Below are 16,402 nucleotides of genomic sequence, written 5' to 3'. Positions count from 1 at the left end.
GTTGGTTACATCTTTGATTTCTCGCGGAGTAACTTGTGATGCTGATAATCTGTTGACTAGCAGTCTGATACCACAAGCACCCACACGAATTGCTTGATTCAGTTGTTAAAGAGCGGTTGGTTAAGATGTTCGTCTCAACCGAGGTGCGCATTCTACAGACACCAGCGAACCCGTCAAGCGCTTAAAAGCATTTTTTTTGAAATTTTCTTCTTAGCTTTCAGATACTTGATTTCCACCCTTCTCTTGACAGCCAGCGCACGAGGTTGAAACCACCTCGAAATCTCCACCTCTAATCGCAACTCTTCTCTATATATAGAAACAAGCGCATTCGGGGACCTCTTTCCGGACGATCTGGCACAGAGCCCTAAACCACGCCTGCCTCATGGTATGGCTTCGAAAAGCCCGTTAACATCCCCTATTGTTCTTACTAGTTGAATCGCCGGGTATTTTGTGGCCAAAAAGTCGAAACGTGAGATTGCCTCCGCCAATGGCAGCTCTGAAACCCCGCTCACCGTGGCTGACGTTGCGCTCAAGGCAGGCGTTTCGCCTATTACCGTCTCGCGCGCCCTGCACCGCCCGGAGCTGGTCAGTGATTCAACCAGGCAACATGTCCTGGAAACGGTACGCGAGATGGGCTATGTGCCCAACCTGTTGGCCGGAAGCCTTGCCTCCAGTAAAAGCCGGCTGGTTGCCATTCTGCTTCCGACCATCGCCAACTCGATTTTCGCCGGTGCGGTACAAGCCATGATGGATCGGCTGACCGAAGCGGGTTATCAATCCCTCCTGGGCCCGACTGGCTACTCCCCTGAAAAAGAGGAGGTCTTGCTTGAAGCCATTCTGGGCCGGCGTCCGGACGGCATCGTTCTGACGGGCACCCTCCACACGCAAGCCAGCAGAAACCGGCTTGCATCGGCGGGCATTCCCGTCGTTGAAGCCTGGGACCTGAGCGATACCGCACTGGACATGCAAGTCGGTTTTTCCCATGAAAAAGTCGGCGTGCTCGTCGCTGATCACTTTTATGCAAAGGGTTACCGTCGATTTTCGGTTATTTCGGTCGATGACCCACGTGCCATTCGACGCTGCAATAGCCTGATTGAAAGGCTCAGGGAGCATGATCTGCACGACGTGCCTGTAGAAATCCTGCCCCTGCCTTCGACATGGGAAGTCGGCAGAGTCGGCCTGAAACGCCTCCAGCAGCGCGAATCCCGACCTGAACTGATTTTCTGTAGCTCGGACACCCTGGCCTTCGGCGTGCTTGCCGAAGCCGCCAGCCAGGGTCTGCGCGTACCCCAGGATGTCGCCGTCCTCGGATTCGGCGACATCACCAACGCAAAATTCGCTCACCCTGCGCTTTCCACGGTCAGCGTCAATTCCGCACGAATGGGGCGGGAAGTCGCCGAAGCCCTGCTGGAAAGATTTTCCGGCAGCCGCGATGCCTCTGTAAGCCAGACAGACACAGGCTTCGAGCTGATCGAACGCGCCAGCACCTGATTCAATGCCAAAAATCCCGCCAAATGGCGCTTGAAATGATAGCGCTATCTGTTTAATGATAGCGCTATCGTTGTACGACAACATACAACGACACATGACGGATATCGTCGACCTGACAGGTCTACCCGCACAAAAATAATTCGTGGGAGCGTCAACCATGCAAGAACCCAAGAAAACCCGCGTCCGCTATTTGATCCTGCTCATGCTGTTCCTGGTGACAACGATCAACTATGCCGACCGGGCAACCATCTCCATCGCGGGCTCCAGTATTCAAAAAGACTTTGGTCTGGACGCCGTGACCCTCGGCTACATCTTTTCAGCGTTCGGCTGGGCTTATGTACTGGGCCAGATCCCGGGCGGCTGGCTCCTTGACCGCTTCGGCTCAAAGAAAGTCTACGCGGGGAGTATTTTCACCTGGTCATTGTTCACCCTGTTGCAGGGCTATATCGGTGAGTTCGGCATCTCGACCGCCGTGGTGCTGCTGTTCCTGCTGCGCTTCATGGTGGGTCTTGCCGAAGCCCCTTCGTTCCCGGGCAATGCGCGAATCGTCGCCACGTGGTTTCCGACCAAGGAACGCGGAACGGCGTCAGCCATCTTCAACTCGGCGCAATACTTTGCCACCGCACTTTTCGCACCGCTGATGGGATGGATCGTCTACACCTACGGCTGGCAGCATGTGTTCATCGTCATGGGCGCCTTGGGCATCCTGTTCTCTCTGATCTGGATGAAGGTGATCTACGGGCCGAAGGATCACCCGTTGGTCAACGCCGCCGAGGTCAAGTACATCGCTGACAATGGCGGACTGGTCGACCTTGAGGATTCAAGAGGGAAAAAGGACGGCGGCCCCAAGTGGGACTACATCCGTCAGCTTCTGACTAACCGCATGATGATGGGCATCTACATCGGCCAGTTTTGCATCAATGCCCTCACCTACTTCTTCCTCACCTGGTTCCCGGTTTATCTCGTACAAGAACGCGGCATGACCATTTTGAAGGCCGGGTTCATTGCTTCGCTACCGGCCATTTGCGGCTTTCTGGGCGGCGTCCTGGGCGGCGTCATTTCAGACACCCTGCTGCGTCGCGGCAACTCTCTGAGCGTGGCACGCAAGACCCCCATCGTGTGCGGCATGTTGTTATCGATGAGCATGATCATCTGCAACTACGTCGAGGCTGACTGGATGGTGGTGTGCTTCATGGCGCTGGCGTTCTTCGGCAAGGGGATCGGCGCACTGGGCTGGGCCGTCGTGTCGGATACATCGCCCAAGCAAATCGCAGGGCTTTCAGGTGGCTTGTTCAACACCTTCGGCAACCTGTCTTCGATCTCAACGCCGATCATCATCGGTTACATCATTGCCGCCACCGGCTCTTTCAAAATGGCCTTGGTGTTCGTTGGCGCCAACGCGCTGGTCGCCGCCATCAGCTACCTGTTCATCGTCGGCGAAATCAAACGTATTGAACTCAAAGGCGTGACTCACGAGCCCAAGCCCACCGAGGCAACGGCGGCGAGACACACAGGCCCACTACACCCAACTACAAGAAAGGTATGAACTCATGGACGCTTTGAACCCAGCCCAAGCAACCACTGGCGCACCTGTTATCAGCGACCTGAAAGTCGTCCCGGTGGCGGGGCATGACAGCATGCTGCTCAATCTGAGTGGCGCTCACGGCCCTCTATTTACGCGTAACATTCTGATTCTGACCGACAGTTCGGGTCACGTCGGCGTCGGTGAAGTGCCCGGTGGCGAAGGTATCCGCAAGACGCTGGAGGATGCCCGTGACTTGCTGATCGGCCAGTCAATCGGCAACTATCAACGTCTATTGAACAACGTCCGAACCGCCTTCGCTGACCGCGACGCGGGGGGGCGTGGCCTGCAAACTTTCGATCTTCGCATCGCAGTCCATGCCGTGACGGCTGTGGAATCGGCATTGCTGGATCTGCTCGGACAACACTTGCAGGTACCCGTCGCGGCACTGCTCGGCGAGGGCCAGCAACGCGATGCCGTTGAAATGCTGGGTTACCTGTTTTACGTCGGCGACCGCAACAAGACTGATCTGGGCTATCGCTCGGAGCAGGATGCGGATAACGAGTGGTTCCGCCTGCGCAACAAGGAGGCCCTGACACCGGAGTCGGTGGTCGCACTCGCTGAGGCGGCCTACGATCGCTACGGTTTCAAAGATTTCAAACTCAAGGGTGGCGTGCTTCGGGGCGAAGACGAAATTGCCGCCGTTACCGCATTGTCTGAACGCTTCCCCGACGCCCGCATCACCCTTGACCCAAACGGTGCCTGGTCGCTCAAGGAAGCCGTGGCCCTGTGCCGAGACCAGCATCACGTCCTGGCCTATGCCGAAGACCCGTGCGGCGCGGAAAATGGCTACTCCGGCCGCGAAGTGATGGCCGAGTTCCGCCGCGCCACGGGCCTGCGCACGGCCACCAATATGATTGCCACCGACTGGCGCCAGATGGGGCATGCCATCCAGTTGCAATCTGTCGATATCCCGTTGGCCGACCCGCATTTCTGGACGATGCAGGGATCCGTGCGAGTTGCACAAATGTGCAATGAATGGGGGCTGACGTGGGGTTCTCACTCGAACAACCATTTCGATATCTCGCTCGCCATGTTCACCCACGTTGCCGCCGCTGCCCCGGGCAACATCACCGCCATCGACACCCACTGGATCTGGCAGGACGGTCAGCGCCTGACCAAGGAGCCCTTGCAGATCAAAGGTGGCTTGGTTGAAGTGCCCAAGAAGCCCGGCCTGGGCGTCGAGCTGGACTGGGACGCGCTGATGCAAGCCCATGAAATCTATAAATCCATGGGCCTGGGCGCCCGCGATGACGCCACCGCCATGCGGTATCTGGTGTCGGGTTGGGAATTCAACAACAAGCGTCCGTGCATGGTTCGTTAACCCTGCCATTTCAACGGCCTGCCTCCCTCAGGGGCAGGCCCGCACGGAACCTTCATGAATCAATACCCTGGCTTCCCGACAAGCCTCTGCGATGCAGGCCAGTCACCCATTGTTCAAGCGCTTGATTCCCGCTTTTACTAAGGCATCTCTGTTTCCTCCCACCCTTGCGGATCGGACGATCCATCGCAAAAAAGGCATAATCGAAAGCCTTTTATAACGGGGGCGGATCAATGACCACTGAACGTTATGACCAACTGGCGATTTTCTCGGCCGTTGCCCAGGAGCGCAGCTTCACCCGCGCGGCGGCCAAGCTCGGCATGTCTCAACCCGCCTTGAGCCGGGCGATGCGCCAGCTGGAAGATCACCTGGGCGTCAGGCTGCTTTCTCGCACCACGCGCAGTGTCTGTGCGACGCAGGCAGGCGAGCACTTGCTGAAGGTTATTGCCCCGAGATTCGAAGAGATCGATAACGAACTGGCATTGCTCAGCGAATATCGCGACAAGCCGGCCGGTAAATTGCGCATCACGGCTGGTGAACACTCCGCAATCACGATCCTGCACCCCGTACTCTCCAGGTTGCTGCCTGACAATCCCGACCTCAGTATCGAAATCATCGTCGACTACGGCTTTACCGATATCGTGGCGCAAGGTTTCGACGCAGGGGTACGGCTGGGCCAGCAGGTGGCCAAGGACATGATCGCGATGCGCATCGGCCCTGACATGCGGATGGCGGTGGTGGGCTCCCCGGCGTACTTCGCCCGCTATCCCAGACCGGTCATACCGAGCGATCTCATGGAGCACAACTGCATCACCCTGCGCATGCCGACTCACGGCGGCCTGTTCCTGTGGGAGTTCGAGAAAGACGGGCAAGAACTGAACGTTCGGGTTGAAGGCCAACTGGTGTTCAACAACATCGCCATGCGCCTGGAGGCGGCCCTCCAGGGGCTGGGACTGGCCTACATGCCGGAGAACCTGGTGCTGGAGCATGTCGCGCAGGGTCGGCTGATTCACGTACTCAAGGACTGGTGTGAACCCTTCTCTGGCTACCACCTCTATTATCCGAGCCGTCGCCAGAGTTCACCGGCCTTCACCTTGCTGCGCGAAGCCCTGCGCTATGAGGGCTGACTGGCCTGGACGCTTTCCAGCGCCTCGCCGGCACGCTTGGCCGCAGCGCTATCACCCTGGTCAGCCAGCAGTTGAACCAGCTGACGTAATTGCGCAGCCGTCAGGCCGACCCGCAGGCTGGCAGCCATGTGCGAGCGCAGTTGCGGCTCGACACCGGGTGTGACGGCTAAGGCCGCGACAGTGGCCAGCTCACGACTCTGCCAGTCCAGGTTGTCGCGCTCGAAGATGTCGCCGAACAGATGCGCTTGCAAGTACTGGTTGATGACGGGAACGAAGTCGAACAACGGGCCCTGGACAGGCGCTCCGGCAATGCGTGTCTGATTGGCTTTGCCCGCCGCCAGCAATGCGTCGCCGACGGGAATGACCCGGCCGGGCTCGCGCCCCGGAGCATCCTGGACGCCACGTTGCTTGCGTGCCTCGACCACCTTCATCAGTTCACCGAGTGCATTGAGACTGCGTGGAAAACCGCTGTAGGCGTAGAGCTGCACCAGGACTTCCTTCGCCTCGCTGACCGTCAGGCCCGCATCCAGTCCCCGATTCAACGCGGTATTGAGCCCCGGCATGTTACTGGTGGCCATGGCCGCGGCGATCAACGGGATGGCCTGTTGCCTGGCAGACAGCGTCTCGGACACCGGCGGGTTCGCAGGCTCGTCCTTCGGCGCCAGCGAACCCTGGGCATGGTATTGCTCGTCGGTCACTTTCTCCAGCCATTGCACATTCTTACCCTCCACCGAACCCGTCACGGCCAGGTGCGTCATGGCGCTCGTCGCCGTGGCGCCGTGCCAGTGCTTGACGCCCGGAGGGCAGACGATCACGTCGCCCGGGCGGATTTGCTGCACCGGCTTGCCCCATTCCTGGACCAGTCCCACGCCGGACGTCACCACCAACCGCTGTCCAGCGGGGTGGGTGTGCCAGGCCGAGCGCGCCCCCGGTTCGAAGCTGACATAAGCGCCGGACGCATTGATCTCGTCCATGGCGGGAAACAAGGGATCGACGCGTACTCGCCCGGTGAAATAATCCGCAGGTCCCGCAACCGCGGCCTGACTGCCCGCCCGGCTGATGTGCTGCACGGTCCGGGACTCGCTGGCATTGTCCGCACCGGCGGCGTCGGCAAACGGGGCCGCGGCGCACACCGCGAGGCCTATCAAGGTGTTCTTCATGTGACGTATCCCTTCAAGTCAGAGCGTTCTTTCGTAAAACGCGGTCAACTGGTCCATGGCGACGTCCACATACGCAGGCACCCAATAGGTATCGATATGGGTCGCGCCCTCGATGGTGAACAGTTTTTTGTCCTGGGTACCGGTGGCCCTGGCAAAGGCTTGCTCCGACATGTAGAGGCTGTCGGCCTTGCTGCCCGCGATCATCAGCAACGGCTTGTCGATCAGCTCGATCTGATCCGTGGCATCGAAGCGCATCAGGTCCAGCAGGCTGCTCTGGGTGTAGCGGAACGTCGAGTTGGGGTGAGCGTGAGTCTTGCCGTAGTACTCGAAGCCCTGGCGATACAGATCGAAAGGCAGCCTGGCGATCTGCTCATCGGTCAGCCTGGCATCACCCACGTAGAGAATTTCCCCACCCGCCGCTTCCTGGGCGCGGGCCGCCGACGCCTGCTGCAAGCGCTGCTGTATCGTCGACAGCTGCGAATCCTGGTAGCCATTACGGCGAACCAGCCCGGAATTGAACATGCTCAAGGTCGCAACCGACTGGAAGCGCTTGTCGGTTTGCGCCGCCGCCAATGAATAACCGCCACCACCACAGATACCCAGCAAGCCCAGGCGCTGGCTGTCGGCACCGGGATAGCGGGCAATGAAGTCAGCCATACCGTGGATGTCTTCGATGCGATGCGCCGGTGTGTCCACATTGCGCGGCTCGCCACCACTGGCCCCTTGATACGCCGCATCCGCAGTAATCGTGATATAGCCCTGATCCGCCAGACGCTGGGCATACAGGCCTGCGACCTGCTCCTTCACCCCGCCATTAGGGTGCGCCACGACGACGACCGGGTATTTTTTCGCCGCATCATAGTTCGCCGGGGTGTACACGTTGGCGGCAATGTCCAGCCCATCCAGTTTGTAGGTGACCGGATGGATATTGACCTTGCCCGGTTCGTTTCTGGTCAGCGCGCCACCGTAGGTCAAGGTGAACGGATTCTGCTTGTAGTCCGCAGCCTCGGCTTCGACGCCCGACAGGCCGATCATGGCGGCTATTAACGTGGCCTTTAACGTGGTTCTCATCCTGCGAATACTCCTGACAATTCGTGTATGTGAGAGGCGCTGCTGACATCGCCGCGCACTCGGTCGATCCAGATTTTTTCAGCGAGAGGTTGCTAAGCAGGAGTGGGCGATCAGAGTCATCGGCGAAGCCAACGAACCAGAAAGCGAAACAAGGAGTGCCCGCCGTGCAGCGGCGAGCCCGCATCGGCGGATAAAGAAGCAATGAGTCATGGCCTGCCCTCTCGATCAGGTATCGCAGAGCAGCAAATTACCTTTCATCGATTAATCGATAAACCATGCCAATCACATAGCACTGATACCAGAATCACATAGGTGCGCTCGGTAAAGCACCGGGTTCGACCCTTCAAACTCATGCACTGAGTGCGCACCACAGGGCGCTGGTTTGATACTCAAGCTGATATCATCCAGGCATTGACACCTTGAGCAGAACAACATGAATCGCCGTAAAAAAATCAATCAGCTATTAAAGGCCAACGCCAAGAAGGCCAGCGCCAAACTGGCCCCGAAAAGCAAGCCTAAATACATCTGCAAAGCCGACCGATTGAAACTGGCGGCTGAAGCCGGTCAGGACCCCATCGTTTCCCCTGAGAGCTGAAGCCGCCGTCGGCCTGCAATGCCAGGCCGCGTCGCTCCCCATCAGTCAGCCCCTTCGCGCAGCGAGCGCCTGACCTCGGCCTGTACGGCATAAGCCGGCGCCTCCACCGCGTTGAAGTCCTGTGTGTAGCGCTGGGCAAATCCTTCTACTCCCCATTCCTGAAACTGCTGCACATGCTTCAGTTCGTGAGCCCAGAGCGCGACGTTCTGTTCAGCGGTTTGAACATCGCGGAAAAGGATGACGTCGATCAGCGTCACGGCACCGACATCGGGGTTTTGCAACATGGCCGTGGCGGCGTTGAATTGGCCGTTGTCGCTGACTTTGTAGTGCGCGGCATCCAGCACGCCGGGGTCGTACCAGCGCTGCAATTGCTCGCGCACGTGCGGCGGAATCGGCTGGGTGCCGGCGCTGGCTGCTTCTGCGCGGGCCTGGGTCAGCCACAGTGCCAGGGCAGGTGCGGCCATCTGGTAGATGCCATCCGGCAGGACACCGGGCAACTGCCCAAAGTCTGGCAGGCAAATGCAGCCATCCAGGCACACCTGTTTCTCACCAGCCGGGCAGGTGTCGGCCACAGCTGGCATGGCAAACGCCAGGCAAAGGGCGAACGGCGCCACCAGGCGCGAGGTGATGGGCGACATCGGACCCTCCGGGACGCCAGCAGCACGAACAGTGGGGATTGATCGGGTTGCTGCGCGAGAAACCCGACCATGCTTGAGTAGCCGCTAGTCGTAGAACGGCTCAACCAATGTCCGGCTGCCGACAAAAAAACTGTCGGCCACCAGCCGCAGCGGCTGGAGGTCCAAGTCGCTGGCCTTGTCACTAATCAACTGCTGGAAATGCCGATACACCGCCGCGTACTCGCCCTCCTCCGACACGGCCTGGCGCACGCCGTCGATACTCAACAGGGCGCCGCCGTTGTCCAGCCGCAAGATGCCTTCGGCGCAGCGAATCTCGATGCTCCAGAGTTCGTCATGGCCGTGGTCGAAATCGAACTCCGCACGGACGTCGAGGTGGCGCGGGTCAGACATCTTAATGGAGGCGGCAATCGGCGACTGACAGTTGTCGGGCACTCGCAGCTCGGCAGACTCGACAAACAGCGGCAGCGCCAGCAGATGGGTCGCAATCGACAAGGCATTGATGCCCGGATCGAAGACACCCAACCCACCGGGTTGCCAGATCCACGCCTGGCCGGGGTGCCACTTGCGCACGTCTTCCTTCCAGTCGATCTGGACACTTTGCAGGGTGCGGCTGGCCAGCCAGTCGCGGGCGGCCTCGATGCCCGGCGCGTAGCGCGAATGCCAGGCGAACAAACCGCTGACGCCTTGCTCGTGCACCTGATTCACCAACGCCATTGCTTCACCCAACGTCGCGCACGGCGGCTTTTCCACCAGCACGTGCTTGCCAGCGGCCAGCGCTTGTTGCACCAGCGCGAAGCGTCCTTGCGGCGGCGTGCAAAAGGCGATCGCGTCAACGTGCGGGCCGTGTTCGAGCAGCTCGCCCAGCGACCGATAATTCTCCACCCCGGCGCAGGGCTGCCCTTGCGTGGCGACGGCCACCAACTGGAACGCGGGGTTGGCGTTGATGGCGGGGACATGCTGATCCTGGGCAATCTTGCCGTAGCCCACCAGACCGAGACGAATCGGTTGCATCGATGACTCCTGTTGTTTTTCTTGTCTTGGAAAGCGCCGGGCAAGATTACGTTTGTATTGCGTAGAAGTCATTGGCTGCCTGCGCCGGCTTCGTTTCACGCAGGATTGCACTGGCGCTCATCCCGCAGGTAAGATTGAGAACGATTCACACTCACATCTGGAAAGCCGACCAGTGCCCTCTTCTCCGTCCAGCAAGCTGGGATTCTTTTTCAGCGATCATCACCGGTGGCTGCTGCAGCATATCCATCGGCATCTGCGCAATCACGCGGACGCGGAGGACACCGCCGCCGATACGTTTTGCCAGTTGCTGGTGGCGCGCGTCGATCCCGACAGCATCGAACAACCCCGCGCTTACCTGTCGACCATTGCCCGTCGGCTGATCTTTGACCGTCATCGCCGGCGCAAGCTGGAACTGGCCTACCTTGAGCGCTTGTCCGCCCTGCCGGAGACGCTGGCCCCCTCCCCTGAAGAGCAGCTGCAACTGATCGAAGCCCTGGTGGCCATCGACCGAGTGCTGGACGGTTTACCGATGCTGGTCAAGGCGACGTTCCTCTACAGCCAACTCGATGGCATGAGCTACGTGGCTATTGCGCAGAAGCTGGGGCTCTCGGAGCGCACGGTCAGTCGCTACATGAAACAGGCGTTGCGCCAGTGCCTTCTGTGCGAGATGGCGCCATGAGCACGCCGCGCCTGGACCCCGTCAGCGAGCAGGCCATCGACTGGATGGTCAAACTGCGCGCCGGTACGCCCGATGCCGCGCTGCAAGAACGGTTTAATGCGTGGCTGGCGATGGATCGTGCGCATGGCCTGGCCTGGGCGAAATTGCAGGAGCGCGTGGGCGGTTCGTTCAACACGGTGCGGGCGCTGGATCGACGCTTGCCCGGTCAAGCCGGCGAAGCTCGCCAGGTGCTGTTGCAGGCTCAGGGTTCGCGACGCGACGCCTTGCGGGTGATTGCAGGTCTGGGCCTGCTCGGCGGCGGTGTGTGGCTCGGTGCCCGAAGCCCGCTGGGTGACTCGCTGCTGGCGGACCTGCACACCGGGCGCGGCCAGCGGCAGACTTTCAATCTGGCCGACGGCAGTCGCCTGAGCCTGAACGCCGGCAGCGCGGTGGATCTGCGTTTCGATGACCAGCAGCGGCTGGTGATCCTGCGCCACGGTGAACTGGTGATTGATGTCGCCCCCGATCCCCGCCGCCCGCTGCGCGTGCGCACCGCTGAAGGTGAAATGCGCGCGCTGGGCACCCGCTTCCTCGTCGCCCAGGAGAAAGACGCCAGCCGGCTGGTGGTGTTGCAGCATTCGGTCGAAGCGCGGTTGTTCGACGGCACCGTGCAAGTCGTCCAGGAAGGTCAATCGGCGCTGCTGCAAGCCCGGCAGATTGCCCTGGTCAGTGGCGAGCAGCGCCAGCGCGCCGATTGGTTGAACGGCCGGTTGAATGTACTGGACGACTCCCTTGGGCAAGTGGTCGACGCCCTGCGTCCCTACAGTCGCGGCTTTGTGCGCGTGGCCCCCGAGGTGCGCGGCTTGCGCGTGCAGGGTGTGTTCCCGCTGGACAATCCCGACCGGGCCTTCAGTGCCCTGGCGGAAACCTTGCCGATCCGGGTGGATCGCTACAGCCCCTGGCTGACGCTGATTGGCTCGAAGTAGCGCGGCGAAAGTTTTTTTTGGAAATTAATCTTATTTGTGTCTGGTTTTCATTTCTCATCCCACCTATCTCCTGACACTGACAAATAACAGGAGAATGTTGTGTTCAACACGTGGACCCACACCCTATCCGTTGCTGCTGCCCTGGCAACCCTGGCGAGCCCTGCCCTGGCGCAAAACCTGACCTTCAATCTGCCGGCGGGCCCACTCGCCAGTACGCTGAATGCGATCGCCGGCCAGAGCGGGCACATCATTTCGCTTGAACCCTCGCTGGTGCAGGGCAAACAGGCCCCGGCCGTGGTCGGCCAGATGCCCGCCGAACAGGCGATGCAACGCGCACTGTCTGGCAGCGGATTGCAGCTGCGTGTGACCGAACAAGGCAACTTCAGCGTGGCGCCGGTGATGGACGGCAACACGGCGGCGCTGCAACTGGGCGCCACCAACATCGTTGAACGCAGCGCCGATGCCACCACCGAAGGTTCGGGCTCCTACGCCGCGCGGGCGGTGACCATCGGCAAAGGTACGCACACGCTCAAGGAAATCCCGCAGTCGGTCACCGTGATGACCCGCAAGCAGATGGATGACCAGGACCTCACCGACCTCAAGGACGCGGCCAACAAGACCACCGGCCTGGTCGGCGTCCAGGGCGTGGGCAAGGGCATGGTCCTGACCTCCCGCGGCTTCCAGATTGATGATTGGCAGTACGACGGCGTGCCGATCCTGCGTAACTCCTATGCCCTGGGCAACTGGGCCACCCAGGACCTGATTTTCTTCGATCGCATGGAAGTGCTGCGCGGTGCGTCTGGCCTGCTGCAGGGCACCGGCAGTCCCGGTGGCGCCATCAACCTGGTGCGCAAGCGCGGCCAGAGTACACCGACCGTGACCGTCACCGGCAAGGCCGGTTCCTGGGATCACTACGGCCTGCAACTGGACGCCGGCGGGCCGCTGAACCCGAGCGGCACGATACGCGGGCGTTTCGTGGCCGACGAAGACCAGAGCGACTCTTTCATCGACTACGAGTGGAGCAAGACTCACTCGCTCTACGGTGCGCTGGACTTTGATCTGCGCGAGGACACGACCCTTGGCTTGGCCGTCAGCCACTCCGATGGCGAGTCGCGTCCGATGATCCGCGGCTTTCCCCGTTACGCCAACGGCAAAACTGTCGACCTGTCACGCTCCACCTACACCGGCGCGCGCTGGAACCATTCGGACATCGATGTCACCACCGTCTACACCGATCTGGAGCATCGCTTCAACGACGACTGGGCGTTCAAGGTCGGCGCCGTGCGCATGACGGAAGACAACAAGGCGAAAAACCAGCGGGTGCAAAGTATCGACGATGGCCTGGAGCCCGATGGCAGCGGCGTGCAGTACGCGGACTTCGTGACGGATTTCGATTCGACCAAGATCGGCCTGGACATGAACCTCATCGGCCACTTCGACGCCCTGTCCATGCAGCATGAGGTCATGGTGGGTGGCAACTATGAGAAGTTGACGTCGGACGACCGCTTCGCCCGAACCTTCAATAACAGTACCGACACCATCTTCGGCATCAATCACAACCGTCCCGACATCAGCTACGACAGTTTGGTCAATACCGCCGGTGGACGCGGAACACCGAGTAAATACGACATCCGTCAGAAAGGCCTGTATGGCAGCTGGCGCGTCAAGCCGATCGAACCGCTGACATTGGTGCTCGGTTCACGGGTCAGCTGGTACGACTACAGCTACAAGTCGTGGACCCAGGCCGCGTTCAGCGATGTAGCCACCGCCAACCCTGAAAGCACCGCGAACGAAACCGGGGAAGTCACGCCCTACGCCGGCATCATCTACGACCTGAACCGCGAATGGGCGGTCTATGCCAGCTACACCGATGTGTTCGAGCCACAAACCGTGCGCGACTCGGGCGGTTCGGTGCTCAAACCGGTGACCGGTACCAACTATGAAGTCGGCCTCAAGGGCGAATTGATGGAGGGCCGGGTCAATACCTCCCTGGCGGTGTTCCGCTACGACCAGGAAAACCGTGCGGTCAACGACCTGACTTCGGGCTTTGCCTGTGATGGCTGGTATTGCTCGACGCCATCCGGGAAAGTCCGCAGCCAGGGGATCGACGCCGAGATCAGCGGCGAAGTGCTCACCGGCCTGCAACTCTTTGCCGGCTACACCTACAACACCACCAAGTACCTCAAGGACCCGGACAGCGAAGGCAAAGTCTTCAGCACCTGGACGCCGAAACACATGCTGCGGGTCTGGAGCGACTATCAGTTCAGCGGGGACTGGAACCGCGTCAGTACCGGGCTGGGTTTCACCACCCAAAGCCATACACTGGCCTACGACAATAGCTTCGAAGTGCCGGGTTACACGGTTTGGAGTGCCCGTGCAGGCTACCAGCTGACACCGGAGATCGGGCTGGCATTGAATGCCAACAATCTGTTCGACAAGCATTACTACACCGCCGGATACAGCCAGACCAATGGCAACAACAACTTCGGCGATCCGCGCAATGTGATGTTCAGCGTGAAATACACCCCGACGTTTTAACGCCCGCTGCCCGCCCGGCCGGAATCCATCAGTCCGGCCGTTCCTGACGCTGGAACTGCCGCGGGCATACGCCGAACCGGGCGCGAAACTCGCGGGAGAAATGAGCGCCGTCGGAGAAGCCACAATCCATGGCGATCTGGGTGATGCTGCTCTGGCTGTTGACCAGCAGCCAGCCGCCGTACTCGATCCGCAGCGAGCGCTGGAACTCCATGGGTGAAAGCCCCAGCGACTGCTGGAATGCCCGTGTCAGCTGGCGTCGGCCAAGCCCTACATAACGCGCGATGGCGTCCAGCGTCGGCAGGCTGTCCATGCGCTGCTCGATGTAGTGAGCCGCCTGGCGCACGCGCTCATCCTTGATGTCCGCCAGGTTGGCGTAGAAGTGCGCCTGTGGCTGGCGCCCCTGGCGAATCCCCTGCAGCATCATGTGCCGCACCGCCTGCTGGGCTTTTTCCCGCCCGCAATGCCGAGCCACCAGGTACAAACCCAGGTCGATGGCGGCTGTCGAGCCGGCACAGGTGATCAGGTCGCCCTCATCGATGAACAGGTGATCCACCGCCGCCGGGGTCTTGGGAAAACGCGCACGAAAGGCATCCAGCACGTTCCAGTGCACGCACACCGAACGCGCTCCGACCACGCCCGCCTGCGCCAGCGCGAACGTGCCCGTGCAGATGCCCAGCAACCGCGTGCGGCTCTTGGCGACGCGTTGCAGCCAGTCGCGAAAATGAGTTGGCAAATGGGTGTTGAGGTAGTCGTTGCCACCGCAGATGGCCACGTAGTCGAACGCTTCTACATCCTGCGCCAGCCCTCCGGACACCTCCAGCGCAATGCCGGCGCTGGAGGTGCGCGGCAGTCCGTCGACGCTCATCACCCGCCACGCCGTATGGATCTGCCGGCTGCCACCGCCCAGGTCGGCGGACAGGCGCAGCACATCGATAAAGCCGGAAAATGCGGCCAGGGTGAATTGGTCCAGCAGCACAAGCCCAACCGACAACTGCGGACGGCTGCCCGCCTCGGGGTCGAGGGCGGCTGGATGGCAATCTGAATTTATCTGAGTCATTTTGGGCATGACCTAACTATTCAACTTTAAGACCCCGTAGTGCAAGCGCTCGAATCAACGATACGAGCAAGATGCAGGCAAGGGGAAAAGTCCAACAACACCCCCAGAGGACACACGATGAAACTGAAGACAGGCAAGAAAATCACCGCTGCTCTTTTAGTTACCGGCTGCATCGCCTCCCAGGCCGCCATGGCTGAACAGCAAAAGCTGACCGTTGCGTTGTATGGCGGCAACTGGGGTGATGCGTTCCTCAAATGTGTTGCAGAACCTTTCACGCAGGCCACCGGGATTGCCGTTGCGCCCGAGGTCGGTACCTCCACCGTCACGCTGGCCAAGCTGCAGCAACAGAAATCCAGCCCGTCGATCGATGTGGCCTGGATGGACGGCGGCATCAGTGAAATGGCCTATGCCGCCGGGGTCGTCGCCGACCTTGATCCGGCGGCCATTCCCAACCTGAAAAACGTGCAGGACAAAGCGATCTACACCCATGCCGGCCATACCTTCGCGGTCAGCAGCGGTTTCTATTCCCTGGGCCTGACCTACAACACCAAGGACATCAAGGAAGCGCCCACCAGCTGGAAAGACCTGTGGAAACCCGAGTATGCCGGCGCCATCGCCCTGCCCTCGCCCGCCAACTCTTCCGGGGTGCCCTTCGTGTTCTTCATGGCCGATGTCTGGGGCATAGACCGGGCCCACCTGGAGCAGGTCTACACCAAGCTCGGAGCCCTGGACACCGCACTGTTCTTCGACAGTTCGGGTGCCGCGACCAATGCCTTCCAGAGCGGCGAAGCGATCATCGGCGCGCACTTCAACGTCGGCGCCTGGGACCTGATCGACAAGGGCGCGCCGATTGCATTCACCATTCCCAAGGAAGGTGCCTGGGCCACCGATGCGCGCCTGCACCTGATCAAGGGCGCGAAAAACAGCAAGGCCGGCGAGCAGTTCATCAACACCGCATTGACCAAAGAAGCCTCGGCCTGCCTGGCCGGCAAGCTGTACCTGGGACCGGCGGTGAAAGGCGTGGAAGTCGCCCAGGACGTAGCCCGCAAGCTGCCATGGGGCGTGGATGGATCCATCGACAGCCTGCGCCTGTTTGACTGGAGCCAGATCAACGCGCAACGCGCCAGTGTCACCAACGACTGGAACCGCAAAGTCACCGCCAACTAG

General features: G+C 60.6%; 14 protein-coding genes. 9 read left to right on the top strand and 5 right to left on the bottom strand.

Annotation, left to right across the window (positions count from 1 at the left end):
• Positions 1–450: 450 nt before the first annotated feature.
• From F8N66_RS18715 to F8N66_RS18700, 4 genes are all read left to right on the top strand, one after another.
• Entirely contained in the window at positions 451–1,491 is a 1,041-nt protein-coding gene (locus tag F8N66_RS18715; protein ID WP_150771588.1) for a LacI family DNA-binding transcriptional regulator, read from the top strand.
• 157 nt (positions 1,492–1,648) lie between these two features.
• Positions 1,649–3,037, top strand: a complete 1,389-nt coding sequence (locus F8N66_RS18710) for an MFS transporter (RefSeq protein ID WP_150771587.1) — start codon at positions 1,649–1,651, stop codon at positions 3,035–3,037.
• Positions 3,038–3,041: 4 nt separating this feature from the next.
• Positions 3,042–4,397: a glucarate dehydratase gene (gene gudD / locus F8N66_RS18705; protein ID WP_412070739.1), complete on the top strand. Its 1,356-nt coding sequence runs from the start codon at positions 3,042–3,044 to the stop codon at positions 4,395–4,397.
• Between the two features lie 230 nt (positions 4,398–4,627).
• Positions 4,628–5,521, top strand: a complete 894-nt coding sequence (locus F8N66_RS18700) for a LysR family transcriptional regulator (RefSeq protein WP_150771586.1) — start codon at positions 4,628–4,630, stop codon at positions 5,519–5,521.
• On the opposite strand, the gene F8N66_RS18695 is transcribed toward F8N66_RS18700, so the two are convergent.
• Positions 5,509–6,681: a cupin domain-containing carboxymuconolactone decarboxylase family protein gene (locus F8N66_RS18695; protein WP_150771585.1), complete on the bottom strand. Its 1,173-nt coding sequence runs from the start codon at positions 6,679–6,681 to the stop codon at positions 5,509–5,511. The genes F8N66_RS18700 and F8N66_RS18695 overlap by 13 nt on opposite strands.
• Positions 6,682–6,699: 18 nt before the next feature.
• Entirely contained in the window at positions 6,700–7,752 is a 1,053-nt protein-coding gene (locus F8N66_RS18690) for an alpha/beta hydrolase (RefSeq protein WP_150771584.1), read from the bottom strand.
• Between the two features lie 433 nt (positions 7,753–8,185).
• Between F8N66_RS18690 and F8N66_RS18685 the strand changes: the two genes are divergently transcribed.
• Positions 8,186–8,347, top strand: a complete 162-nt coding sequence (locus F8N66_RS18685; RefSeq protein ID WP_150771583.1) for a DUF2986 domain-containing protein — start codon at positions 8,186–8,188, stop codon at positions 8,345–8,347.
• 41 nt (positions 8,348–8,388) lie between these two features.
• Here F8N66_RS18685 and F8N66_RS18680 read toward each other — a convergent pair whose 3' ends face one another.
• Both F8N66_RS18680 and F8N66_RS18675 read right to left on the bottom strand, forming a co-directional pair.
• Complete coding sequence (locus F8N66_RS18680) at positions 8,389–8,985, bottom strand: DUF4157 domain-containing protein (RefSeq protein ID WP_150771582.1); 597 nt, start codon at positions 8,983–8,985, stop codon at positions 8,389–8,391.
• Between the two features lie 84 nt (positions 8,986–9,069).
• A complete protein-coding gene (locus tag F8N66_RS18675) occupies positions 9,070–9,996 on the bottom strand; it encodes a Gfo/Idh/MocA family protein (protein WP_150771581.1) in 927 nt (308 codons plus the stop codon).
• A 172-nt stretch (positions 9,997–10,168) separates the two neighbouring features.
• Here F8N66_RS18675 and F8N66_RS18670 point away from each other — a divergent pair, with 172 nt between their 5' ends.
• The 3 genes from F8N66_RS18670 (at position 10,169) to F8N66_RS18660 (ending at position 14,178) form a co-directional block, all read left to right on the top strand.
• The gene (locus tag F8N66_RS18670; RefSeq protein ID WP_150771580.1) at positions 10,169–10,675 is read left to right on the top strand and encodes a sigma-70 family RNA polymerase sigma factor; all 507 of its coding nucleotides are present in this window, start codon (positions 10,169–10,171) and stop codon (positions 10,673–10,675) included.
• Complete coding sequence (locus F8N66_RS18665; protein WP_150771579.1) at positions 10,672–11,640, top strand: FecR domain-containing protein; 969 nt, start codon at positions 10,672–10,674, stop codon at positions 11,638–11,640. The genes F8N66_RS18670 and F8N66_RS18665 overlap by 4 nt, the downstream gene beginning before the upstream one ends.
• Positions 11,641–11,739: 99 nt before the next feature.
• Positions 11,740–14,178, top strand: a complete 2,439-nt coding sequence (locus F8N66_RS18660) for a TonB-dependent siderophore receptor (RefSeq protein ID WP_150771578.1) — start codon at positions 11,740–11,742, stop codon at positions 14,176–14,178.
• 28 nt (positions 14,179–14,206) lie between these two features.
• On the opposite strand, the gene F8N66_RS18655 is transcribed toward F8N66_RS18660, so the two are convergent.
• A complete protein-coding gene (locus F8N66_RS18655) occupies positions 14,207–15,235 on the bottom strand; it encodes a GlxA family transcriptional regulator (protein WP_224790501.1) in 1,029 nt (342 codons plus the stop codon).
• A 117-nt stretch (positions 15,236–15,352) separates the two neighbouring features.
• Here F8N66_RS18655 and F8N66_RS18650 point away from each other — a divergent pair, with 117 nt between their 5' ends.
• A complete protein-coding gene (locus F8N66_RS18650) occupies positions 15,353–16,402 on the top strand; it encodes an ABC transporter substrate-binding protein (protein ID WP_150771576.1) in 1,050 nt (349 codons plus the stop codon).

It is taken from the genome of Pseudomonas fluorescens (assembly GCF_902498195.1).
In the GTDB taxonomy this organism is placed as follows: Bacteria; Pseudomonadota; Gammaproteobacteria; order Pseudomonadales; family Pseudomonadaceae; genus Aquipseudomonas; species Aquipseudomonas fluorescens_BU.
The sequence above is the reverse complement of the archived record's forward strand: the minus strand, read 5'-3'. Positions and strand labels throughout refer to the sequence as shown.